The organism is Burkholderia sp. WP42, assembly GCF_000745665.1.
GTDB lineage: Bacteria > Pseudomonadota > Gammaproteobacteria > Burkholderiales > Burkholderiaceae > Burkholderia > Burkholderia vietnamiensis.
On the sequence record NZ_JQJT01000026.1, the window covers coordinates 16822 to 39679 of the forward strand.

Consider the following 22858-nt stretch of genomic DNA (forward strand, 5'->3'; position numbering starts at 1 on the left):
GTCGGTCTATTAGCGTCGCCCCTGCGCGGGGCGGCGGTTACTTTTCTTTGTCTTGCCAAAGAAAAGTAACCAAAAGAAAGGCGCTCAGATAACGCGTGACCTCCCGGTGCCATGGTCACCGGAGTGGTTCGAGAATAGTTCTGACATCACTCACCACACCACAGAGCGGTATACCGCCCGCTAGCTCCATCCTCGCTGCGCTCGGCTGCAAGGTACTTCAACCGCAAAATCTGCGCCATGTGCGCGAGCTGGCCATGAAATAAGTGCTCCAGATCAATGCCCCCTTCACGATTACAACCGGACGATTTTCTCTATGCTTGGCAATCCGGAACCATTGCGGATACACGGATCGCTCACCTTGAAACCGGGGAGTTGCCCGTCGTCCGAGCGAAGCGAGGACGGAGCTAGCGGGCGGTATACCGATCTGTGGTGTGGTGAGTGATGTCAGAACTATTTCTCGAACCACTCCGGCTTCGTTACTGGCGCGGACACTTAGGCGGTGGCCACTCCGGGTGCCATGGCACCGGGAGGTCATGCGTTATCTGAGCGCCTTTCTTTTGGTTACTTTTCTTTGGCAAGACAAAGAAAAGTAACCGCCGCCCCGCGCAGGGGCGACGCTAATAGACCGACACGATCACAGGTATTTCACGCCAACGCCAAGTCGCACGACAAAACCGCGCTAGCTAATCCCCATGACGCTCGACCAACGCCCCAGCCCGCGGCTCACTCCCACCCCCGGTCTGCTTCTCGAGCCACGCCCGCCGATCCTCCCGCGGCGTCACCCCAAACCGCTCGCGATAAGCATTGGAAAAATGCGCAGCAGAAGAAAACCCACAGGCGAGACTGACCTGCACGACCGACTTGCTGGTCCGCTGCAACTGCGTACGCGCCTTGAGCAACCGAAGATTGAGGTAATACTTCGACGGCATCGCCCCAAGATACTGCCGAAACAACCGCTCGAGCTGCCGCCGCGACACGCCCACCAACCCGGCAATCTCGTCGGTCGTGAGCGGATCCTCGATATTGGCCTCCATCAGCAACAACGCATCGTTGAGCCGCGGATGCCGCTCGCCGGGCGCAGTAACGAACGGAATCCGCTGCCGCTCCTCGCCGCTGCGCAGCGTGCCGGCGCCCAGCGCATCGGCAATCCGCTCCGCCAGATCGGCCCCATGCTCACGGCCGATCATCGCCAGCATGAAATCGACCGTCGCCTGCCCGCCCGCACAGGTCGCCCGATCACGATCGATCTCGAAGATCTGCTGCGTGACGATCGAACGCTCGAACTGCTCGGCAAACTGCTGATACGTCTCCCAGTTCACACTCACGCGATACCCGGACAACTGCCCCGCCATCGCCAGCCACCACACGCCGTGGTGAATCCCGCTGACGACCGGCGTACGCTGCCCGACCCGCGCCAGGCTCGCGAGAAACAACCGATAGTCGGCGAACTGCTGAAACCGCTCCGATACGACGATCAGCCAGTCACACGCGATCGCATCGTTGAACGCCGCATCGGCATGCCAGTGCGCACCGCCGGCGAGCGGCACCGGCCGCCCGTCCCACGAACACACCTGCCACCGATACAACAGCCGCCCGTCGATCTCGTTCGCGAGATTCAACGCATCGACGATCGGCCCCACACCCGACATCGACACGGGCGGCAACGCAACGATCGCCACCTGCGTCGTGCGGGTGGCGCCTGCGGGACGAGACACCGGGACCACGATGAAAACCGCCCGTCGCGTTACTTGAGACTGCCCGACAGGAACTGCTTCAGACGCTCGCTCTGCGGACGCACCAGCACTTCCTTCGGATCGCCCTGCTCCTCGGTCCGCCCCTGATGCAGGAACATCACGTGGTTCGACACGTTGCGCGCAAAACCCATCTCGTGCGTGACGACGATCATCGTGCGACCCTCCTCGGCGAGCTTCTGCATCACCTTCAACACCTCGCCGACGAGTTCCGGATCGAGCGCCGACGTCGGCTCGTCGAACAGCATCACGTCCGGATGCATCGCGAGCGCCCGCGCGATCGCGACGCGCTGCTGCTGGCCGCCCGACAGATGCGACGGATACTGCTTCTCGACGCGCGGCGGCAGACCAACCTTCTCCAGATACTCGCGCGCACGCTCCTCGGCCTCTTTCTTCGTGATGCCGAGCACATGCACCGGCGCTTCCATCACGTTCTCGAGCACGTTCATGTGCGCCCACAGATTGAAGTGCTGGAACACCATCGCCAGCTTCGTGCGGATCCGCTGCAACTGCTTGTGATCGGCAACTTCCAGCGCGCCGGCACGGTCGGTCTTCGTGCGCACGGTCTCGCCGTCGACGACGATCTGCCCCGCGTTCGGCCGCTCGAGAAAATTGATGCAGCGCAGGAACGTGCTCTTGCCCGAACCGCTCGCGCCGATGATGCTGATGACGTCGCCGGCCTTCGCGTTCAGCGACACGCCCTTGAGCACCTCGTTATCGCCATAGCGCTTGTGAATGTCGACCGCGGCAAGCTTGACGGAAGCGGACGCGCTCGTTTGAGTGATCTCGGCCAACTGGCTCTCCTCGAAGTGAAATCAATGACGTCCGGCCGCGAGATACGCGAGCCAGTGGCGCTCCGCCCGGCGAAATGCCGCGACGAGTGCGAACGATACCGCAAGATAGATCAGCGCGGCGAGGCCGAACGACTGGAACGCCATGTAGGTCGCGGAATTGGCGTCGCGCGCGACTTTCAGAATGTCCGGCACGGTCGCGGTGAACGCGACGGTGGTCGCGTGCAGCATCAGGATCACCTCGTTGCTGTACAGCGGCAGCGCACGCCGCAGCGCCGACGGTACGATCACGCGCCGGTACATCGTGAACGGCGACATCCCGTATGCGCGCGCAGCCTCGACCTCGCCGTGCGGAATCGCACGGATCGCACCGGCGAAGATCTCCGTCGTGTACGCACACGTGTTCAGCGCGAACGCAAGAATCGCGCAGTTGAAGCCGCTGCGGAAAAACGCGTCGAGCAGCGAATGCGAACGGACGAACTCGAGGCTGTACATGCCCGTGTACATCAGCAGCAACTGCACGTAGAGCGGCGTGCCGCGAAACACGTACGTGTAGAGGCGCACCGGCGTCGACACCCAGCGCTTCTTCGACACGCGTGCAACGGCGAGCGGCACCGCGCACACGAAGCCGAGCGAAATCGACGCGACCAGCAGCCACAACGTCACCGCGAGGCCGGACAGCCGCTGGCCGTCCCAGTAAAGAAACGCCTGGCCGAATTCCTGGAGAATCTCGATCATAGTTCTGCGTGCCGCACGCCCATGGAATAACGCTTCTCGAGCTGGATCAGCACGAGATTGGAAACGGTCGTGATCGCAAGATAGATCAGCGCCGCAACGAGAATGAAGAAGAACATGTTGAACGTGCTCTTGCCGGCGTCCTGCGCGGCCTTCACGACGTCCGCGAGGCCGATGATCGACACCAGTGCGGTCGCCTTCACGAGCACCTGCCAGTTGTTGCCGATGCCAGGCAGTGCGAAGCGCATCATCTGCGGAAACATGATCCGCGCGAACACGCGCGCGCCGCTCATCCCGTAGGCCGCGCCCGCTTCGAGCTGGCCGCGCGGCACCGACAGGAACGCGCCGCGGAACGTCTCGGTGAAGTACGCACCGTAGATGAAGCCGAGCGTCAGCACGCCGGCGACGAACGGATCGATGTCGATCTGGTCCCAGCCCAGCAGGTCGGTGAACTGGTTCAGCCAGATCTGAATGCTGTAGAACAGCAGCAGCATCAGGACGAGATCGGGCACCGAGCGGATCAGCGTCGTATAGCCGGTCGCGATCGCTCGCAGCACCCGGTTGTGCGACAGCTTCGCCACCGCGCCGATCAGCCCCAGCGCCACCGCGGTGGCGAGCGACAGAACCGACAGCTCGATGGTCTGCACGGTGCCGGCCCACAGGACGGGACCAAAGCCGTAAAGGAACACGCGCGTCTCCAGTGTTGACAGGGTTACCGGCGCGCATACCTGTCCCACGCCGGGCTGACGCGGATAGTCGCAAGCGAAAATATTTGTCTCAAATCACCTCGTCCGTCATTGCTGCGTCGCAGCAAACGATGCGGCAATTTGAACGCGCGGGCTACGGCGCTGTTTCAAAAGGAAAAAAGCCGCTCCCTGACAGTCGTACAACACGCAGGGAAGCGGCTTTTTTGCAATTTTCCGGTCGCTTTTTCGATATCGCGACGCGCCGGGAGTCAGCGCCCCTTCAGGATGTCGGAGCGCGAAGTCGTGTAGACGAGCCCGTCCGGGCCGAAATGGACGTTGAAGAACGCGTCGGTGTTCACGCCGTCCTCGAGCCAGCGCCAGCTCCATACCGTCTCGGGCTTGAGCGGATACTGCGCGACGTCGCCCGGCTTGCCGAGCAGGCGCCGCACCTCGTCCTCGTTCATGCCGGGGCGCACCTTCGCGAAATTCTCGGCGGTGAGCACCTGGGTCGCGCCGACGTAATGGCCGCTCGCGTCGAGATCGACGAACCAGGTCTGGTTGCCCATCGGCCCGCGCGGATATTCGAGGCGTTTCGAGCCGTCGGTGAACATGCGCTCGGTGTCGGGCTTGCCCATCGTCTCGCGCACGTCGGCCTCGGTCGACACACCGACCTTCAGCCCCTTGAGCAGCAGCGGCGCCGGCTTGATCGCGGTGAAGAAATCCCTGATGCGTTGCACGTCGAGATCGCCCTTGTCGTTGCAGCCGGACAGCGCGAGTGCGGCAGCCAGCAGCGTCACGGGAAACAGCCGGAAACGAAAGATCATCGGAAGAATTGCGCGTCGAGAAAACACGCGGCAAGCATACCCGCGCCGCGCCAAAAGCGCGAGACGGGCCGCGCGGCCCGTCACCCGTTCAATGGGTCGATTCGGTCCGACGCTCGCGCTCGCCGCGCAGCGGCTGCGCGACGCGCGCGGCGGCCGGGATCGCGGCGATCCGGCCGCGCGTGCGCACGAGCTCGGCCAGCTGCCACGAGCCGAGCGCGAGACAGCCGAACAGCACCTCACGGCCGCGCTTGACCAGCGCGAGCGACAGCGCGCTCTCGCGATCGACGCCGAACATCTGCGCGAGCAGCACGACGGTGGCCTCCTGCACGCCGAGGCCGCCCGGCACCATGAACGCCGCATGGCGCACGGCCTGCGTCATCGCCTCGATCGCGACCGCGCCGCCGATCGACACCGGATGGCCGAGCAGCGCGAGCGCCCAGTAGATCTCGAGCGCACCGAGCACGTAGCCGGCCAGCTGCCAGAAGAACGCGCTGAACAGCAGCGCGGTGCGCGACATCAGCGCATCGATGTCGCGATCGAGCCGCCGGCCGTCGACGCCCTGCAGCAAGCGGTGCGAATCGCCGAGCAAGCGCCCGGCAAAACGCTCGATCGCGTGGAAGACGCCGCCGCGGCGCATCAGCACGACGCCGAGCACCGGCAACGGCAGCGTCAGCACCAGCGCGAGGCCGATCGTGCCACCGCCCATGTCGTGCGTGGTCGCCAGCAGCAGCACGAGGCCGAGCGCCGCGAACGCATACTGGACGACGATCGTCACCAGCACCTCGACGATCACCGACGCGGTCACGCGGCTCGCGTCGGCCACCTGCCAGCGCGCGAGCCGGATGCCGACCAGCTCGCCGCCGATGCCGACGACCGGCAGCAGCCGGTTCACCGCCTCGCGCACGGTCGCGATCCACCACAGGAACGGCAGCGTCGCGCGACGGTCGAGCAGCTGATGCCACGCGTACGCGTCGAGCAGCAGCGGCAGCGCGTGAAACGGCACGAGCCACAGCAGCGCGAAGCCGGCGCGCTCGATCATCCGCGACACGTCGCCGATACCCTCGTGCAGGCCCAGCGCCAGCAGGATCCCGATGCCGATCGGCCAGCCGAGCCATTTGATCCACTTGGTCACGACGGCTGCGCTCCCGCTTCGCGCGCGTGCTGCGCGCCGCGCCGCGCCGCGCGCTGACCGAACACGTCGGCGAACCCGCCGGTCGCGACGCCGGCCGCCTTCAGCGCCGCCGCGACGCGCGGCGACAGCAGCGCGTCGAGCTCGTCGGCCGGACGGTAATCGGCCATCGTCGGCGTGATCGGGCCGTCGCCGGCTTCGGCCGGATGGCAATAGATCTCGCCGACACCGGGCGGCAGCGCGGCGAGCGCGTCGAGCAGCACGCGCTCGTCCATGGCGCCCGTATGCTCGATGCCGACCACGTAATCGTTGTGCGCGAGCCCCGCGCGGTCGAGCCGCGCGCGCACCAGCGCGATCCACGGCTTGAGCAGCGCGCTCGCGCTCGCTTCGTACGGCAGCCGCACGGCGCGCAGCCCGTAGTCGCGACCGATGTCGATGATCATCGACAGCACGGTCGGATGCAGATGGAAATGCTTGTGCGCGTTCACGTGGTCGAGCGGCAGGCCGCTCGCCGCGAACGCCTCGAACTGCGCGCGGATCTCGCGGCGCAGCTGCGCGCGCACGTGCGGCAGAAAGAAGAAGCGGCAGCCGTCCTTCGCCATCGCGTCGCCGAAGCGCCCGTCGCGGCCGACGAGCGCCGGTATCTCATGCGCGGGCAGCGTGGCCGGCCCGTCCGCGAGCACCAGATGCAGACCGACCGCGAGCGACGGCAGCCGCCGCGCGCGCTCGATCGCATCCTGCGCGGCGCTCGCGCCGACCATCAGGCTCGCGGCGTTGAGCACGCCGTCGCGATGCGCGCGCTCGACCGCCGCGTTCACGCGCGGATGCAGCCCGAAGTCGTCCGCGGTGAAGATCAGCGCCCGCGCCGCCCGCTGCGTCGTCACGAATCAGGCCTCGTGCGCGCGCAGGAAGCGGAAGAACTCCACGCCTTCGCGCAGACGGCGCTTCATCATGTCCCAGCTCGTCAGCATCTCGCGGACGATTTCCCAGATCTTCGACGGACGGAAATAGAACTCGCGATAGAACTGCTCGAGATGGTGATAGATCTCGTCGCGCGACAGGTGCGGATAGCCGATCGCGGCCAGCTGCACGCCTTCCTTGCTGACGAGGTTGATCGTCTTGTTCTCTTCCATCCAGCCGTTCTCGACGGCCTGCTTGTACAGCGTCGTGCCCGGATACGGCGCGGCCAGCGACACCTGGATCGTGTGCGGATTGATTTCCTTCGCGTACTCGATCGTCTTCTTGATGGTTTCCGGCGTCTCGCCCGGCAGGCCGAGGATGAAGGTGCCGTGGATCTTGATGCCGAGCTTCTTGCAGTCCGCGCTGAAGCGGCGCGCGAAATCGGTGCGCACGCCCTTCTTGATGTTCACGAGGATCTGGTCGTCGCCGGATTCGAAGCCGACCAGCAGCAGGCGCAGGCCGTTTTCCTTCATGATCTTCAGCGACTTGTACGGCACGTTCGCCTTCGCGTTGCACGACCACGTCATGCCGAGCTTGCCCAGCCCGATCGCGATCGCTTCGGCGCGCGGCAGGTCGTCGGTGAAGGTATCGTCGTCGAACATCAGTTCCTTCACTTCCGGCATGTTGTCGCGGATCCACTTCGCTTCGGCGAGCACGTTCTCGACCGAGCGCGTGCGATAGCGATGGCCGCTGACCGTCTGCGGCCACAGGCAGAACGTGCAGCGCGACTTGCAGCCGCGGCCCGTGTAGATCGACACGTACGGATAGTTCAGGTAGCCGATGAAGTAGTTGTCGATCTTCAGGTCGCGCTTGTAGATGGGCGCGACGAACGGCAGCTCGTCCATGTTCTCGAGGATCGGACGCGCTTCGTTGTGCTCGATCGAGCCGTCCTTCGCGCGCCAGCTCAAGCCCTTGATCTCCGGGAACGGCTTGCCTTCGGCGATTTCCTTGCAGGTGTAGTCGAATTCCTCGCGGCACACGAAGTCGATCGCGTCGCTCGCCGTCAGCGAATTGTGCGGATCGACCATCACCTTCGCGCCGACCATGCCGACCAGCAGCGACGGCTTCATCTTCTTCAGGTCCTGCGCGAACATCGCGTCGGTCGGGAACGACGGCGTGCTCGTGTGGATGATCACGAGATCGTAGTCGTTGGCGATCTTCAGCGTCTCCTCGACCGACAGGCCGTCGGCCGGCGCGTCGACGACGCGGCTGCCCGGCACGAGCGCGGCCGGCTGCGCGAGCCAGGTCGGGTACCAGAAGGAACGGATTTCGCGCTTCGCCTGATAGCGCGAGCCGGCTCCGCCGTCGAAGCCATCGTACGAAGGGGCCTGCAAGAACAGCGTTTTCATGAATGCTCCGGTAGCCTGCATAATTCGATTCGTTTCAACGATTCAGTTTCAATCAACCGCGGGCCGCGCTGTGGGCGCCCGCCTCTGTCATGTCGCGTCGCGCGGCGTGGCCGCGCGGCGCGTCTCGGCCCTCGGGCCGGATTCGCTCGGGAGCGGGCGCGCGGCCGGCTCCCCCAACATGCTCGTCAGCAGCCGTCGCCGCCTTCCACCGCCGGCGCGCGCTCGCCGCCGACGACAGTCATACGCGCGCCGCGCCACACGACCTGCGAGCCGTACGCGGCCGCCAGCCATTCGAGCGCGAGCAGCGTGTCGCGTACCGCCACGAGCGGCAGGTCGCGCCAGAACGCACTCCAGCCGTCCTCGCCGCGCGCATGCAGCACGAGCCGCCCGAACGCACCGACGATGGCCGCGCCGCCCGCGAGCGTGCCCGCAACGGTGCCGTCCAGCCGCAGCGCGAGCGCCGCGCCGATCGCGAGCCACGGCACGGTGAACGTGATGAACAGGAACGCGAAGCCCATCGGGTTCAGCGACCGGATCGTGCGCAGCCAGCGCGTCTCGCGATGCCACAGCGGGCCGAACGACGGCTCGATCACGTCGGTCGCGACGTCGACCTCGGACAACACGGTGCGCCGCCCGAGGCGGCGCGGCAGCTCGGCGAGCCAGAAGTCGTCGGCGAGCTCGTCCTTCAGCGCGAGAAAACCGCCGATCCGATCGAGCGTATCGCGCGTGACGGCGAGCGTCGCGCCGAACCCGAAGCGGCTCGAGCGGCCCAGGTGCGTGATCCGCACCGACGGCGCGAACCACGCGTCGACGAACTGCGCGCCGATCCGCGTCCAGAAGCCGCCGACGCTGCGCGCATGATACAGGCACGTGACGACGCCGACCGACGGATCGGCGAGCGGCGCCGTCACGCGCTCCAGATAATCGGGCTGCACCGCGATGTCGCTGTCCGCGATCACGATGCGGCCGTACTTCGCGCGCTCGGCCAGGTTGATCAGGTTGCTGACCTTCAGATTCTTGCCGTGCACGCGCGCGTCGATCACGAGCGTGATGTCGCATTCCGGGTAGTCGGCACGCAGCCGCTCGACCACCGCGATCGCCGGATCGGACGCCGACGCGACGCCGAACAGCACTTCATGGCGCGGGTGGCGCTGTTCGCAGAAGGTCGCGAGGTTCTCGTACAGATGCGGCTCCGCGCCGCACAGCGGCTTGAGCACGCTGACCGGCTCGAAGCCGTCGCGCGCGGCGGTGCGCGGCGTGCGCGGCGCCGGCGCGAAGGCCGCGACGAGCGCATAGCCGGCCGCGGCGAGCGTGAAGGCGACCAGCAGCCAGTCGAGCAGCGTGACGGTCGGCATCATGCGGCATGCCTCCCGGCACCGCGGGCGGCACGTCGATCGTTCGAACCGGGTTGAACGTGATGGGGTATTACGACAGCGACGAACGCGGGCACGACCCGACTCCTTGTTCCAGCAGCGTCTGTATGAGGGGCGGCACGGCTCGCCCCGAAAGCGGCCATGCCCGGCTTCGCGCGGCCGCCCCCTCACGCGAAACCCGGAACGGGATGCGGGAAGACTCGAATGGCTGGCATCGGCAAAACATGGACAGGCGCAGGATTTTAGCAGCCCGCGCACCGTCACGCGCGGAGCAACATGAAACGGACTGGTGCAATTTCGGCAAAGCTGCGCGGCCGGCAAACCATTTCGGCGCCGGCCTGCCGACATTAGCGTAAGCGCTTTGCAGGCGTATTGCCGTCTGCAAAATCAAACATTTCGTCGAGAATTGTGCGTCGGTGCGAAGACACGTGGAATCGCCGTAAAGTTTGGTAATTATTCGTGGATTGGATCGATTTTCGCAACAATGAAACGGGCGTGGCTTGCAGCCCTGTAAGGCGTGTGGGTATCCGTGCGTCGCCAGCGCGCGGCGCGGCCCTTTGGCAGAATCGTCGTCATCTGTTGCGCATGCGCATCACCGCGCCCCTCCTTTCGAAGGCCATCCGATGATTCCGTTTTCCGTACTCGACCTCGCCCCCATCCCCGAAGGCGCCGACGCCGCGCAGGCATTCCGCAACACCGTCGATCTGGCGCAGCATGCGGAACGCCTCGGCTACCGCCGCTACTGGCTCGCCGAGCACCACAACATGCCGGGTATCGCGAGCGCGGCGACCGCCGTCGTGATCGGCCACGTGGCGGGCGCGACGCAGACGATCCGCGTCGGCTCGGGCGGGATCATGCTGCCGAACCACGCGCCGCTCGTGATCGCCGAGCAGTTCGGCACGCTGGCGTCGCTGTACCCCGGCCGCATCGACCTCGGGCTCGGCCGCGCGCCCGGCACCGACCAGACCACGTCGCGCGCGCTGCGGCGCGACCTGATCGGCAGCGCCGATTCCTTTCCGGACGACGTCGCCGAGCTGCAGCGCTACTTCGCGGCGCCGGTGCCCGGCCAGCGCGTGCGGGCGGTGCCCGGCGCGGGGCTCGACGTGCCGATCTGGCTGCTCGGCTCGAGCCTGTTCAGCGCGCAGCTCGCCGCGATGCTCGGCTTGCCGTTCGCATTCGCATCGCACTTTGCGCCGGACTATCTGATGCGCGCGCTCGAACTCTATCGCGCGCAATACCGCCCGTCGGCCGCGTGGCCGAAGCCGTATGCGATGGTCGGCGTGAACGTGTTCGCCGCCGATACCGACGAAGAAGCACGGCGCCTCTTCACGTCGCTGCAGCAGCAGTTCATCAACCTGCGCCGCGGCACGCCGGGCAAGCTGCCGCCGCCGGTCGACGCGCTCGAGGCCAGCGAATTCGAACTCGCGAACGTCGCGCATGCGCTGTCGTTCGCGGCCGTCGGCTCGCGCGACACGGTGCGCGACCAGTTACGCGACCGGATCGCGCAGACGGGTGCGGACGAGCTGATCGTCACCGCCCAGATCTACGATCACGCGGCGCGGCTGCGCTCGTTCGAGCTGGCCGCGCAGATCCGCGACGAGCTGGCGAGCGAAACGCGCTGACGGTGCGGCCGCGCCGCCGCTCGCGGCGCGCGCCCGCCCGTCGCTTCGTCGCTTCGTCGCTTCGTCGCTTCGTCACTTCGTCACTGCGGATGGACCGCAGCCATCCCGTCGAGCAGCGCCTTGTGGAACGCGTCCGGATCCTGGATCTGCGGCGCGTGCCCGAGCGCCGGGAATTCGATCAGTTGCGCACCGGGAATCGCCGCCTGCGTGCGCTTCGCAAGCTCCGGATAACGGCCGAGCTTCGCGTGCACGTCCGGCGGCGCGGCGTCCTTGCCGATCGCGGTCGTGTCCTTGTCGCCGATCAGCAGCAGCGTCGGCACGCGAATCGCGCCGAGCTCGTAGACCACCGGCTGCGTGAAGATCATGTCGTAGACGAGCGCCGAATTCCACGCGACCGCGTCGCGGCCCGCGCCGCGATACATGCCGGCGAGCATCTGCACCCAGCGCTCGTACGACGGCGCCCACTTGCCCGCGTAGTAGGTCGCCTGCTCGTAGCGGCGGATGCCGTCGGCCGTCGTCTTCAGCTCGCGTGCGTACCAGTAATCGACCGACAGCGGCGGCACGCCGAGCGCCTTCCAGTCCTCGAGGCCGATCGGGTTCACCAGCACCAGCTGGTCGGTCGCCTTCGGATACATCAGCGCGTAGCGCATCGCGAGCATCCCGCCGGTCGAATGGCCGACGAGCGTCGCCGACTTCACGCCGATCGACTCGAGCAGCGCGTGCGTGTTGCGCGCGAGCTGCTGGAAGCTGTACTGATAGCGCTCCGGCTTCGACGACTTGCAGAAGCCGATCTGGTCCGGCGCGACCACGCGATAGCCAGCGTGGCTCAGCACGTCGATCGTGTCCTCCCAGGTCGCCGCGCAGAAGTTCTTGCCGTGCAGCAGGACGACGGTGCGGCCGTTCGGGTGCGCCGGCTGCACGTCCATGTAGTCCATTTCGAGCGTTTCGCGCTGCGACACGAACGCATGGCGATGCACCGGCGCCGGATAGGCGAACCCTTCCAGCCGCGGGCCGTACGCGGGCCCGTCGTTGCCGGCCGGCGTCGGGGCGGCGGCCGTGGCGACGCTCGCAGCGGCGGCGATGCCGGCGGCCAGCCACGCGGCGCGCGCGACGGACAAGATCGGGGAAGTCGAAAACATGGCGCTCACGGTAATGGGACGGGCACGCGCGGCGGCCGGGCAGCCACACGCCCCGCGATTCTACGCGGTCGGGCTGACGGCGGCGCGCAACACTCGAAGGCCGCGCGACTTCCGCGCGCGCGACGAACTCGGGTATCTTGTGACGTGACCCTGAAACGCCTGCAGGCGAGCGCCCATGAAAAACGTCCTCAGCATTCAGTCGCACGTGATCTACGGACATGCCGGCAACAGCGCGGCCGTGTTTCCGATGCAACGGCTCGGCGTCAACGTCTGGCCGCTCAACACCGTCCAGCTGTCCAACCACATGCAGTACGGGCACTGGGCCGGCAGCGCGATCGACGCCGCGAAGATGGAGCAGCTGGTCGACGGTGTCGCCGCGATCGGCGGCCTGAAGCGCTGCGACGCGGTGCTGTCCGGCTTCGTCGGCTCGCCGGCGCAGGCGCGCGCCACGGTCGAGATCGTGCGCACGGTGAAGGCGATGAACCCGAACGCGTGGTACTTCTGCGATCCGGCGTTGGGCCAGACCGGCGGAATCCGGCCCGAGCCCGGCGTCGAGGAATACATCGTCGACGAGATGCCGGCGCTCGCCGACGGCATGTCGCCGAACCACACCGAGCTGCAGAAGCTCGCGGGGCGGCGCATCGAGACGGTCGCCGAAGCCGTGGACGCGTGCCGCGCCCTGATCCGCCGCGGCCCGAAGCTCATTCTCGTCAAGCACCTGCACGACCGTAACAGCCCGGCCGACCGCTTCAACATGCTGGCCGTCACCGAAACCGAAGCATGGATCGGCCAGCGTCCGCTCTATGCGTTTCCGCGCCATCCGGTCGGCGTGGGCGACCTCACCAGCGCGATCTTCGTCGCGCGCCGGCTGCGCGGCGATTCCGTGCGCGGCGCGTTCGAGCACACGCTCGCGGCCGTGCACGCGGTGGTCAAGGCGACCTACGACGCACGCCGCTACGAGCTCGAGCTCGTCGCCGCCCAGGATGAAATCGCGCGGCCGAGCGAGTGGTTCGGCGCGTGGGTGACCGACGCCTGACGCAGCCGTAGCGCGGCGTGCGGCGCCGCGTGTCGAAGCCTGCGCGGCGCGCCGCGCGCCGCCCTTCTCCCGCCGTCCACGCGGGCCATCGCTGCCCCAACCGAACCCGCGCCGTACCTGCAAACCGTGCAAACGTTTCCGACTTCACATGAATGACACCGTTTGCTCGCTATGCTCGCGTCCGCACGACCGACGCAGCCGCATCCTGCGTCCGGGCGCGCCAGCCTGTTCCGTTGTTCCGCATGTCCCGCCAACCGGCTCCCCTTTACCCCACGATAACGACCATGACCCGATCGACCCGTCGTGACTTCCTCCGCGTCGCCGCCGGCACCGCCGGCGCCGCCGCGCTGAACCTGTTCCCGCCCGTGATCCGCGATGCGCTCGCCATTCCCGCGAACCGCCGTACCGGCACGATCCGCGACATCGAACACATCGTGATCCTGATGCAGGAGAATCGCTCGTTCGACCATTACTTCGGCACGATGCGCGGCGTGCGCGGCTTCGGCGACCCGCGGCCGCTGCGCCTCGCGAGCGGCAAGTCCGTGTTCCACCAGCCGGCCGGCCCGGCCGAGGTGCTGCCGTTCCATCCGGGCGCCGACAACCTCGGCCTGCAGTTCCTGCAGGATCTGCCGCACGGCTGGCAGGACATGCATGCCGCGTGGAACAAAGGCCGCTACGATCAGTGGGTGCCGAACAAGGGCACCACGACGATGGCGTACCTGAAGCGCGACGACATCCCGTTCCACTATCAGCTCGCCGACGCGTTCACGATCTGCGACGCGTACCACTGCGCGATCCCGAGCTCGACCGACCCGAACCGCTACTACATGTGGACCGGCTACGTCGGCAACGACGGCACGGGCGGCGGCCCGGTGCTCGGCAACGAGGAACAGGGCTATGGCTGGACGACCTATCCGGAAGTGCTCGAGCAGGCCGGCGTGTCGTGGAAGATCTACCAGGACGTCGGCACCGGGCTCGACGCGAAGGGCTCGTGGGGCTGGACGCAGAACCCGTACATCGGCAACTACGGCGACAACGCGCTGCTGTACTTCAACCAGTACCGCAACGCGCTGCCCGGCACGCCGCTGTACGAGAAGGCGCGCACCGGCACCAACATCAGCGCCGGCGGCACGCTGTTCGACGTGCTGGAGCAGGACGTGAAGAACGGCACGCTGCCGCAGGTGTCGTGGATCTGCGCGCCGGAAGCGTACTCCGAGCATCCGAACTGGCCGGCGAACTACGGCGCGTGGTACATCGAGCAAGTGCTGAAGGTGCTGGTGTCGAACCCGGACGTGTGGAGCAAGACCGCGCTCTTCATCACCTACGACGAAAACGACGGCTTCTTCGACCACGTGCCGCCGCCGTTCGCGCCGCAGTCGCGCGATAACGGGCTGTCGACCGTCGCGACGACCAACGAGGTGTTCGCCGGCGACGCGTCGCACATGGCGGGCGCGTACGGGCTCGGGCCGCGCGTGCCGATGCTCGTGGTGTCGCCGTGGACCAAGGGCGGCTGGGTCTGCTCGCAGACCTTCGATCACACGTCGCTGCTGCAATTCATCGAAGCGCGCTTCGGTGCGCAATATCCGATCACGGCCGCGAACGTATCGCCGTGGCGCCGCGCGGTGTGCGGCAACCTGACGTCGGCGTTCGACTTCTCGAACGCCGACGCCGCCTGGCCGACGCTGCCGGACACGAGCGGCTACGCGCCGGCCGACCGCGTGCGCCATCCCGACTACGTCCCCGTGCCGCCGGCGCTGCAGACGGTGCCGAAACAGGAAGCCGGGCTGCGTCCGGCGCGCGCGCTGCCGTACGAGCTGTTCGTGCACGGCCGCGTCGAGCCCGCGAGCGGCCAGTTCCGGCTGACCTTCGCGAACACGGGCCGCGCCGGTGCGGCGTTCCAGGTGCAGTCGCGCAACCGCGTCGACGGCCCGTGGACGTACACGGTCGAAGCCGGCAAGCGGATCGCCGATACGTGGAGCGCCGCCGCGTCGCTCGGCCTGTACGACCTCGACGTGTACGGCCCGAACGGCTTCTACTGCCATTTCCGCGGCTCGTTCGCGAGCGGCGTCGGCGGCACGAGCGCGAACCCCGAGGTGGTCTACGGCTACGACGTCGCGAACGGCAACATCACGCTGCGTCTGATGAACCGCGGCCACAAGGCGGTGCGGCTCAAGGTGAGCAACGCGTACGGCCACCGCGGCGCACGCACGTTCGAGCTCGCGCCGGGCGCCCACGTCGACGACTACTGGGACCTGCGCGGCAGCCACGGCTGGTATGACCTGACCGTCAGCGACGAGCGGCCGCTCGGCTTCGTGCGCCGCTTCGCGGGCCACGTCGAGACCGGCCGGCCGAGCACCAGCGACCCGGCGATCCGCACGAGCGCGACGCAGGACGTCGTAGAAAGCGCGTCGGACGCGCTGTCCGACTGACGACGGCAATCGCGACGCAGCCCCGCCGCGGGGCTGCGTCGCTTCCGCATCCTCCTGCCCTACCCGCCTTCCGCCCTGCCTCCATTCGCCCGTCCGCTCGTGACGGGAAACTCCCGATACCGGCCGCTGCCGCACGCGCGGAAGCTATGCGCAAATCCGCATCGAATGCGCGGCAAATTGCCAAGACCCGCACATATCGGCGACCTATAAATCGAAGCGATCGGGGCTCCTCGCCGAGCCTGCCGGGAGCGTCTTCCCTGGAATGGCAGCACGCCGGACCTACCCGCCCGATCAGAGAAGCGGTTGAACCGCCCGCCCGTCGCGCGCATCCGGCTGCCGGATGCGTGCGGAATCCACCCGCTGGTGTAGAACAAGAGGAACGAACATGAAATTTCGTCATTCCCTGCTGTCGGTATCGGTCGTATCCGCATTGGCACTCCTCTCGCAACAGGCCGCCCGCGCCGCCGACGCAACCGACGTGAAGGTCGGTTTCGCCGCACCGCTCACGGGCGTGAACGCCGGCTACGGCAAGGATCTACAGAACGGCGTGCAGCTCGCGCTCGACGATGCGGTCGCGCAGAAGGTGCAGATCGCCGGCAAGCCCGCGCATTTCGACCTCGTCGTGCAGGACGATCAGGCCGACCCGCGCATCGGCGTGCAGGCCGCGCAGGCGCTGGTCGACCAGAACGTGTCGGTGGTGATCGGCCACTTCAACTCGGGCACGACGATTCCGGCGTCGGTCGTCTACGACAAGGCCGGCATCCCGGTGATCGACCCGGCCGCCACCAACCCGACGCTCACGTCGCGCGGGCTCGCGAACATGTTCATGGTGATCGCGACCGACGGCCAGAACGCGGGCAACGCGGGCAAGTACGCCGTCGACGTGACGAAGGCGAAACGCATCGCGATCATCGACGACCGCACCGCGTTCGGCCAGGGCGAGGCGGACGAGTTCGAGAAGGCCGTGAAGGCGGCCGGCGGCAACATCATCGGCCGCGAGTTCACCAACAACCAGGCCGTCGACTTCCGCGCGCAGATCACCAGCCTGAAGGGCAAGAATCCCGACCTGATCTTCTTCGGCGGCCTCGATTCGCTGGCCGCGAACTTCATCAAGCAGATGCGCCAGCTCGGGCTGACCGCGCAGTTCGTCGGCGGCGGCGGCGTGAAGGACAACGAGTTCGTGAAGATCGCCGGCCCGGCCGCCGAAGGCGCGATGGCCTGGGAATACGGCCGGCCGCTCGATGAACTGCCGCAGGGCAAGGATTTCGAGAAGCGCTTCAAGAAGCGCTTCGGCGTCGACGTGCTGTCGTACGCGCAGTTCGGCTACGACGCCGCATGGGCCGCGATCAAGGCGATGCAGGCGGCCAATTCGACGGATCCGAAGGTCTATCGCCCGGCGCTGAAGAAAGTGGACTTCGAAGGCGTGACCGGACGCATCTCGTTCGCCAACGACGGCTCGCTGAAGAGCGGGATGTCGACGCTGTACCAGGTGAAGAACGGCACGTGGAAGACCATCGTGACGAAGGGAGGCTGATCGACCGGCAGCACCGCGCCCGGACGGCTGTACCGGGCGCCCGGCGCGGGCCGCGACGACGATGCGCGTCGCGGCCGCTCCTGCCCCGGCGTGCGTGGCGAGCGGTCGCGACGCGCGCCGGCGGCCACTGCGCCGACAAGGTCGCCACCATCTCATACGACGACCGATCTCAATACACTCTGCATGCGGCGCACGTCACCGCGTGGCCATGCGTCTCAGCCGGCTTGCGTATCACGCTCCGCTTCGGCCGCCTCGTGCGCGCGGCGCAGCCGCTCGCGGCTATTGGTGAGGTGCGTGCGCATCGCGGCGCGCGCGGCCTCCGGGTCGTGGCGTGCGATGGCCTCGTAGATGTCCTCGTGCTCGTGATTGAGCCGGCCCACGTAGCGCTCCAGGTCGTCGCCCGCGAAGCGGGCGGAATTCACCCGCGTGCGCGGAATGATCGACGCGCCCAGCTGCGTCATGATGTCGACGAAATAGCGGTTGCCGGTCGACTGCGCGATCTGCAGATGGAACTGGAAGTCGAGCTGCGCGGTGTCGTGACCGCCGCCCGCCCCCGAGGCGATCGCGTCGAGCGCGCGGCGCAGCGCGGCGAGATCCGCGTCGCTCGCGCGTTGCGCGGCAAGGCTCGCGCACTCGCTCTCGAGGCTGATCCGCAGCTCGAGCACCGCGAGCACGTCGCGCAGCGTCGTGATGGTCGCGGGATCGATCCCGAGCGCCCGACGACGCGACGGCTCCAGCACGAAGCTGCCGATCCCGTGGCGCGTTTCGATCAGGCCGCTCGCCTGCATCCGCGAGATCGCTTCGCGCACGACCGTGCGGCTGACGCCCTGCGCCGCCATGACTTCGGTTTCGGTCGGCAGCTTGTCGCCGGGACGCAGCGTGCCGTTTTCGATCTGCGCGGTCAGCGCGTCGACGACATCTTGTGCGAGGCTGCGGGCGCGACGGCGCGGCGCTGCGGGAAGCGTGGGCACGGACATGAGGCCGGTTCCTTTTTGAGTGATCGTAATGTGAGCCGAGGGTTTACGCGGGGTTTGAGCGAACGCCGTGGATTCATTATACTGCGTCACAAGTCATCCGACGACTGATGATGACCACACGGATCTCCTGTCGACCGCGGCAGGCGCAGTGCCTGCCCGGTCCCGTGATAGGTCTTCATCGGCGTTCGCACCTGCGTGCAGATGCCGGCGCGCGGTTCGGCAGTGGATCGAGGCGCACCTGCGCGCCTGGCTTCCGTCCGATGCGGCACCGGCATCGGGCGCGCGTCGCTCGCCCCTCGCGGGTTGCTGTCGACGGGCGCGGTTCGTGCGCCGCGCACGTCGGTTGTCGAATGATCGCACCTCGCGCCGCGCGCGGCAAAGCATTTGCCGCACGGCATCGCCTACTCTCTCGTCATCGCCGCCATGAACGCCGTCACCGCCTCGCCTTCCCACGACACGCCGCGCATCGTCGATCTGCAAGCCATTCCGGTCGCCGGCCACGACAGCATGCTGCTGAACCTGAGCGGCGCGCACGGCCCGTTCTTCACGCGCAACCTCGTGATCCTGAAAGACAGCGCGGGCCGCATCGGCGTCGGCGAAGTGCCGGGCGGCGAAAGCATCCGCCGCACGCTCGACGACGCGCGCGCGTGCGTCGTCGGCCAGCCGGTCGGCAATTACCATGCGGTGCTCAACGACGTGCGCCGGACGTTCGCCGATCGCGACGCGGGCGGCCGCGGGCTGCAGACCTTCGACCTGCGCACGACGATCCACGCCGTCACCGCGCTCGAAGCCGCGCTGCTCGACCTGCTCGGCCAGCATCTCGGCGTGCCCGTGGCCGCGCTGCTCGGCGAAGGCCAGCAGCGCGAGCAGGTGGAGATGCTCGGCTACCTGTTCTACGTCGGCGACCGCACCAGGACCGCACTGCCCTACCGCGACGGCCGCGACGCGACCGACGACTGGACGCGCGTGCGCGACGAAGCCGCATTGACGCCCGACGCGGTCGTGCGCCTCGCCGAAGCCGCGCATGCCCGCTACGGCTTCAACGACTTCAAGCTGAAGGGCGGCGTGTTCGAAGGCGCGCGCGAAATCGAGGCCGTGACGGCGCTCGCCGAGCGCTTTCCCGACGCGCGCGTGACGCTCGACCCGAACGGCGCGTGGTCGCTGGACGAAGCCGTGCGGCTGTGCCGCGACCAGCATCACGTGCTGGCCTATGCGGAAGACCCCTGCGGCGCGGAGAACGGCTATTCGGGCCGCGAGGTGATGGCCGAGTTCCGCCGCGCGACCGGGCTGCCGACGGCGACCAACATGATCGCGACCGACTGGCGCCAGATGGGTCACGCGATCCAGCTGCAGGCCGTCGACATCCCACTGGCCGATCCGCATTTCTGGACGATGCAGGGCTCGGTGCGCGTCGCGCAGATGTGCCGCGACTGGGGCCTCACGTGGGGCTCGCATTCGAACAACCATTTCGACGTGTCGCTCGCGATGTTCACGCACGTCGCGGCGGCGGCGCCCGGCCAGGTGACCGCGATCGATACGCACTGGATCTGGCAGGACGGCGAGCGGCTGACGCGCGAGCCGCTGAAGATCGCCAACGGGCTCGTGGAAGTGCCGAAGCGGCCGGGCCTCGGCATCGACATCGACATGGACGCGGTCGCACGCGCGCACGAGCTGTACAAGCAGCACGGGCTCGGCGCCCGCGACGATGCGGCCGCCATGCAATATCTGATTCCCGGATGGACGTTCGACAACAAGCGTCCGAGCCTGGTGCGCTAAAAGGTAAGGCGAAGCCGGGCCGCGCAACGGCCCGGTAGAGACGATGCGCGGCTCGCCGGCCGCGCCCGCGCTTCGACGCCGCGCTACGCTAGCCGGCGAGCCCGATGCCGCGCGCCATGCCCGCCGCGGCGAACACGATCACCATCACGAGCACCGCCTGCCAGTGGCCGATCCGCACATAGGTGCGGGCGCGCCGCAGATCGGGGGTCTGCTGCCGCCGCACGGCGCCGCGCCAGCGCAGCAGCCCGAGCATCGGCACGATTTCGAGCAGCAGGATCAGCACGAGCGCGGTCATCTTGAGGTGGAAGAGCGGCTCGTGAAGGTAGTACGCGGTGCCCTTCTCGAAACCGCCGAAGGCGCGCGCAAGCCCCGTCGCGATCAACACCAGCGCCGACGCGCCCCACACCGCGTCGGCCTTGAACACACCGGGCAGGTCGGCAGCCTGTGCCGACGCGATCACGCGCCGCAGCGCGCGATTGCGTGCCGCGATCCCGGCGAACGCGACGCCGAATGCCATCAGGTGAACCGCTGCGAGCAACCATCGGACGATCATTGAGGCTCCTTGTCGCCCGCGCGCCGCGCGAGCGCGATTAGACGATCTGTTTGAGCGCCGCGTCGAGCGCGAGGACCGCGACGCGGTCGCCTTCGGTCGCGAGCGGCGCGCGCAACACGGTCTGCCGGTTATGGCCGACGGCCGCCGGCGAATCCCACAGCAGCTCCACTTTGGGCCGCCGGAACAGGCTGCCGCGCGGCGGCGCGGCGACGGCCGATGCGGCGAGCCCGTCCGCCGCGGCCGCGGCCGGCCGGCCGGGCCAGCGCACCGACAGCTCGCGCGCGTCGTACTGGCCGACCTTGCGGCTCTCCATCCAGACGATCGCGGTGCGGGTGAGCGTGTCGAGCGAAATCGCATAGCGGCCGATCGCGAAACGGCGCGCGGCGACGTTGGTGCGCCACAGCGGCCGCGGACGGCACATCCACACGATCGCCGCATACAACGCGGGCGCGGCGACGAGCCAGCCGTTGGTCGCCGTCACCGCATGCAGCGCGCGGCGCCAGCCGGCCGCCCACGCGAACGCGCCGATCGACCAGACGGCGAACAGGAAACCGATCAGCGCGAACACGCGCAGCGCCTGGCGCAGCCATTGCGGCAGCGGATGAAACGGACGCTCGGCGCGCGCGGCGGCGCCGGGCAGCGCGAGCAACAGGAAGATCAGCACCAGATAGACGAACGCCCAGGGCGACGACACCATCGCCGACAGCGAGGCGCGATAGCCCATCTGCGACATCGAGAACAGCCAGCGCGCGAGCAGCACGAGACCGATCGCGCGCAATGCGAAGATCACGCCGGCGCCGGGGGCCGGCGCTGCGCGCGTGGTTTTCGTTCTCGCCAAGACTGCTCTCCTATCGATGTTCGTGCGGGGCCGGATTTCGCGGCACGGCCATTATAGGGACATTACCGTCTGGACAGACGGCTCGATCGCGTGCCCGATCGGTTCCCGCGCCGTTCGCGGCGTCGGGCGCGGCGAGAATACAACAGATCGCAACGGATCGGCACGGCAGATGTGACGACGCCCCGCCGGAAACCCGGACGGGGCGTCGGTGCCGACACCGGCCGCAGCGCGGCCGGCGACTCGGCGTCAGCCTGCGTTGACTTCGCGCAGCACCGTGCGGCGCTTCTGGCGCAGCAGTTCCTCGTACGCCTTCACGTAGTTCTGCGCCATCACCTTCGACGAGAAGCGGGCTTCGAACGCGGCGCGCACCTTCTCGCGCGGCAGCGTATCGAGGCGCTTGAGCGCGGCGACGGCCGACAGCTCGTCTTCGACGACGAAGCCCGACACGCCGTTGTCGATCACTTCCGGCACCGAGCCGCGCTTGAACGCGATCACCGGCGTGCCGCAGGCCATCGCCTCGATCATCACCAGGCCGAAGGGCTCCGGCCAGTCGATCGGGAACAGCAGCGCGTGCGCATTGCCGAGGAATTCGGTCTTTTCGGCTTCGCTGATCTCGCCGATGTACTCGACGTGCGGCAGCGCGAACAGCGGCTTGATCTTCTCTTCGTAATACGCGCGGTCGGCCTTGTCGAGCTTCGCGGCGATCTTGATCGGCAGGCCGGCCTGCTCGGCGATGCGGATCGCGGTGTCGACGCGCTTTTCCGGCGAGATGCGGCCCAGGAACGCGAGATAGCTCGGCTTCACGTTCGGGATCGGCGTCAGCAGGTTTTCCGGCAGGCCGTGGTACACGGTCGACAGCCAGTTCGCCTGCGGCAGCGGGATGCGCTGGTTGTCGGAGATCGACACGACCGGCACGTCGCTGAACGCGTTGAAGATCGGCTGCAGTTCGGGCAGGTCGAGACGGCCGTGCATCGTCGTCAGATGCGGGACCGGCTGACGCGAGAACAGCGAGAACGGGTAGTAGTCGATGTGGCAGTGCAGGACGTCGAACTCTTCCGCGCGGCGGCGCACTTGCTCGAGCAGCAGCATGTGCGGGGCCATCACGTCGCGGATCGTCGGATCGAGGCGCAGCGCCTGCGGCCAGCACGCTTCGAGCTTCGCCGACGTTTGCGAATCGCCGCTCGCGAACAGCGTGACGTCATGCCCCATCTCGACGAGTGCTTCGGTCAGATAGGACACCACTCGCTCGGTCCCGCCATAAAGCTTCGGGGGAACCGCTTCGTGCAACGGAGCGATTTGGGCGATTCGCATGCGTAACTCCTAAAAATTCGGCTAAAAACCAGGTATGGGTCGGCA

The 22858-nt window shown here is 67.6% G+C and carries 19 protein-coding genes; 5 read left to right on the forward strand and 14 right to left on the reverse strand.

The window, feature by feature from the left end:
* Positions 1-683: 683 nt before the first annotated feature.
* The 9 genes from EX20_RS17440 to hpnI all read right to left on the reverse strand — a co-directional run bounded on the left by EX20_RS17440 (position 684) and on the right by hpnI (position 9583).
* Positions 684-1724 (reverse strand): GlxA family transcriptional regulator, encoded by a 1041-nt coding sequence (locus EX20_RS17440; RefSeq protein WP_011884021.1) that lies wholly within the window; start codon positions 1722-1724, stop codon positions 684-686.
* Positions 1725-1744: 20 nt separating this feature from the next.
* The gene (locus EX20_RS17445) at positions 1745-2545 is read right to left on the reverse strand and encodes an ABC transporter ATP-binding protein (protein ID WP_011884020.1); all 801 of its coding nucleotides are present in this window, start codon (positions 2543-2545) and stop codon (positions 1745-1747) included.
* A 21-nt stretch (positions 2546-2566) separates the two neighbouring features.
* Positions 2567-3280 (reverse strand): ABC transporter permease, encoded by a 714-nt coding sequence (locus EX20_RS17450; protein ID WP_011884019.1) that lies wholly within the window; start codon positions 3278-3280, stop codon positions 2567-2569.
* Positions 3277-3966: an ABC transporter permease gene (locus tag EX20_RS17455; RefSeq protein ID WP_011884017.1), complete on the reverse strand. Its 690-nt coding sequence runs from the start codon at positions 3964-3966 to the stop codon at positions 3277-3279. The genes EX20_RS17450 and EX20_RS17455 overlap by 4 nt, the downstream gene beginning before the upstream one ends.
* A gap of 266 nt (positions 3967-4232) precedes the next feature.
* Positions 4233-4787 carry a hypothetical protein gene (locus EX20_RS17460; RefSeq protein WP_011884016.1) on the reverse strand — a complete coding sequence of 185 codons (555 nt, stop codon included), beginning with the start codon at positions 4785-4787 and terminating at the stop codon, positions 4233-4235.
* Positions 4788-4875: 88 nt separating this feature from the next.
* The gene (locus EX20_RS17465; protein ID WP_034194202.1) at positions 4876-5919 is read right to left on the reverse strand and encodes a lysylphosphatidylglycerol synthase domain-containing protein; all 1044 of its coding nucleotides are present in this window, start codon (positions 5917-5919) and stop codon (positions 4876-4878) included.
* On the reverse strand, positions 5916-6800 hold the full coding sequence (gene hpnK / locus EX20_RS17470) for a hopanoid biosynthesis-associated protein HpnK (RefSeq protein WP_034194203.1): 885 nt from the start codon (positions 6798-6800) through the stop codon (positions 5916-5918). Before hpnK ends, EX20_RS17465 begins: the two co-directional genes overlap by 4 nt.
* Positions 6801-6803: 3 nt before the next feature.
* Entirely contained in the window at positions 6804-8249 is a 1446-nt protein-coding gene (gene hpnJ, locus EX20_RS17475) for a hopanoid biosynthesis associated radical SAM protein HpnJ (protein ID WP_306306641.1), read from the reverse strand.
* Positions 8250-8410: 161 nt separating this feature from the next.
* On the reverse strand, positions 8411-9583 hold the full coding sequence (gene hpnI, locus EX20_RS17480) for a bacteriohopanetetrol glucosamine biosynthesis glycosyltransferase HpnI (protein ID WP_014722750.1): 1173 nt from the start codon (positions 9581-9583) through the stop codon (positions 8411-8413).
* A gap of 638 nt (positions 9584-10221) precedes the next feature.
* Here hpnI and EX20_RS17485 point away from each other — a divergent pair.
* Entirely contained in the window at positions 10222-11220 is a 999-nt protein-coding gene (locus EX20_RS17485; RefSeq protein WP_011884003.1) for an LLM class flavin-dependent oxidoreductase, read from the forward strand.
* An 80-nt stretch (positions 11221-11300) separates the two neighbouring features.
* Here EX20_RS17485 and EX20_RS17490 read toward each other — a convergent pair whose 3' ends face one another.
* Complete coding sequence (locus EX20_RS17490; protein WP_034194204.1) at positions 11301-12359, reverse strand: alpha/beta fold hydrolase; 1059 nt, start codon at positions 12357-12359, stop codon at positions 11301-11303.
* A 175-nt stretch (positions 12360-12534) separates the two neighbouring features.
* Here EX20_RS17490 and pdxY point away from each other — a divergent pair, with 175 nt between their 5' ends.
* From pdxY to EX20_RS17505, 3 genes are all read left to right on the forward strand, one after another.
* Positions 12535-13395, forward strand: coding sequence for a pyridoxal kinase PdxY (gene pdxY / locus EX20_RS17495; protein ID WP_011884000.1), 861 nt, complete (start codon positions 12535-12537; stop codon positions 13393-13395).
* A gap of 284 nt (positions 13396-13679) precedes the next feature.
* On the forward strand, positions 13680-15824 hold the full coding sequence (locus tag EX20_RS17500) for a phosphocholine-specific phospholipase C (protein WP_034194205.1): 2145 nt from the start codon (positions 13680-13682) through the stop codon (positions 15822-15824).
* Between the two features lie 385 nt (positions 15825-16209).
* Complete coding sequence (locus EX20_RS17505; RefSeq protein ID WP_011883998.1) at positions 16210-17358, forward strand: branched-chain amino acid ABC transporter substrate-binding protein; 1149 nt, start codon at positions 16210-16212, stop codon at positions 17356-17358.
* 215 nt (positions 17359-17573) lie between these two features.
* Here the strand turns inward: EX20_RS17505 and EX20_RS17510 are convergent, their stop codons facing one another.
* Entirely contained in the window at positions 17574-18335 is a 762-nt protein-coding gene (locus EX20_RS17510; RefSeq protein WP_034194206.1) for a FadR/GntR family transcriptional regulator, read from the reverse strand.
* 423 nt (positions 18336-18758) lie between these two features.
* Here EX20_RS17510 and gudD point away from each other — a divergent pair, with 423 nt between their 5' ends.
* Entirely contained in the window at positions 18759-20111 is a 1353-nt protein-coding gene (gene gudD / locus EX20_RS17515; protein WP_011883996.1) for a glucarate dehydratase, read from the forward strand.
* Positions 20112-20199: 88 nt separating this feature from the next.
* On the opposite strand, the gene EX20_RS17520 is transcribed toward gudD, so the two are convergent.
* From EX20_RS17520 to EX20_RS17530, 3 genes are all read right to left on the reverse strand, one after another.
* A complete protein-coding gene (locus EX20_RS17520; protein ID WP_011883995.1) occupies positions 20200-20664 on the reverse strand; it encodes a DUF2214 family protein in 465 nt (154 codons plus the stop codon).
* Between the two features lie 37 nt (positions 20665-20701).
* Positions 20702-21502: a hypothetical protein gene (locus tag EX20_RS17525; RefSeq protein ID WP_011883994.1), complete on the reverse strand. Its 801-nt coding sequence runs from the start codon at positions 21500-21502 to the stop codon at positions 20702-20704.
* A gap of 246 nt (positions 21503-21748) precedes the next feature.
* Positions 21749-22813 (reverse strand): glycosyltransferase family 4 protein, encoded by a 1065-nt coding sequence (locus EX20_RS17530; RefSeq protein WP_011883993.1) that lies wholly within the window; start codon positions 22811-22813, stop codon positions 21749-21751.
* Positions 22814-22858 lie beyond the last annotated feature (45 nt).

Bases quoted from the DNA above. Each gene is read 5' to 3' on its own strand.
- hpnI (WP_014722750.1), bottom strand. From the start codon at position 9,583: ATGATGCCGACCGTCACGCTGCTCGACTGGCTGCTGGTCGCCTTCACG.
- EX20_RS17530 (WP_011883993.1), bottom strand. From the start codon at position 22,813: ATGCGAATCGCCCAAATCGCTCCGTTGCACGAAGCGGTTCCCCCGAAG.
- EX20_RS17490 (WP_034194204.1), bottom strand. From the start codon at position 12,359: ATGTTTTCGACTTCCCCGATCTTGTCCGTCGCGCGCGCCGCGTGGCTG.
- EX20_RS17485 (WP_011884003.1), top strand. From the start codon at position 10,222: ATGATTCCGTTTTCCGTACTCGACCTCGCCCCCATCCCCGAAGGCGCC.
- EX20_RS17505 (WP_011883998.1), top strand. From the start codon at position 16,210: ATGAAATTTCGTCATTCCCTGCTGTCGGTATCGGTCGTATCCGCATTG.
- pdxY (WP_011884000.1), top strand. From the start codon at position 12,535: ATGAAAAACGTCCTCAGCATTCAGTCGCACGTGATCTACGGACATGCC.
- EX20_RS17510 (WP_034194206.1), bottom strand. From the start codon at position 18,335: ATGTCCGTGCCCACGCTTCCCGCAGCGCCGCGCCGTCGCGCCCGCAGC.
- gudD (WP_011883996.1), top strand. From the start codon at position 18,759: ATGAACGCCGTCACCGCCTCGCCTTCCCACGACACGCCGCGCATCGTC.
- EX20_RS17460 (WP_011884016.1), bottom strand. From the start codon at position 4,787: ATGATCTTTCGTTTCCGGCTGTTTCCCGTGACGCTGCTGGCTGCCGCA.
- EX20_RS17450 (WP_011884019.1), bottom strand. From the start codon at position 3,280: ATGATCGAGATTCTCCAGGAATTCGGCCAGGCGTTTCTTTACTGGGAC.
- EX20_RS17520 (WP_011883995.1), bottom strand. From the start codon at position 20,664: ATGATCGTCCGATGGTTGCTCGCAGCGGTTCACCTGATGGCATTCGGC.
- EX20_RS17500 (WP_034194205.1), top strand. From the start codon at position 13,680: ATGACCCGATCGACCCGTCGTGACTTCCTCCGCGTCGCCGCCGGCACC.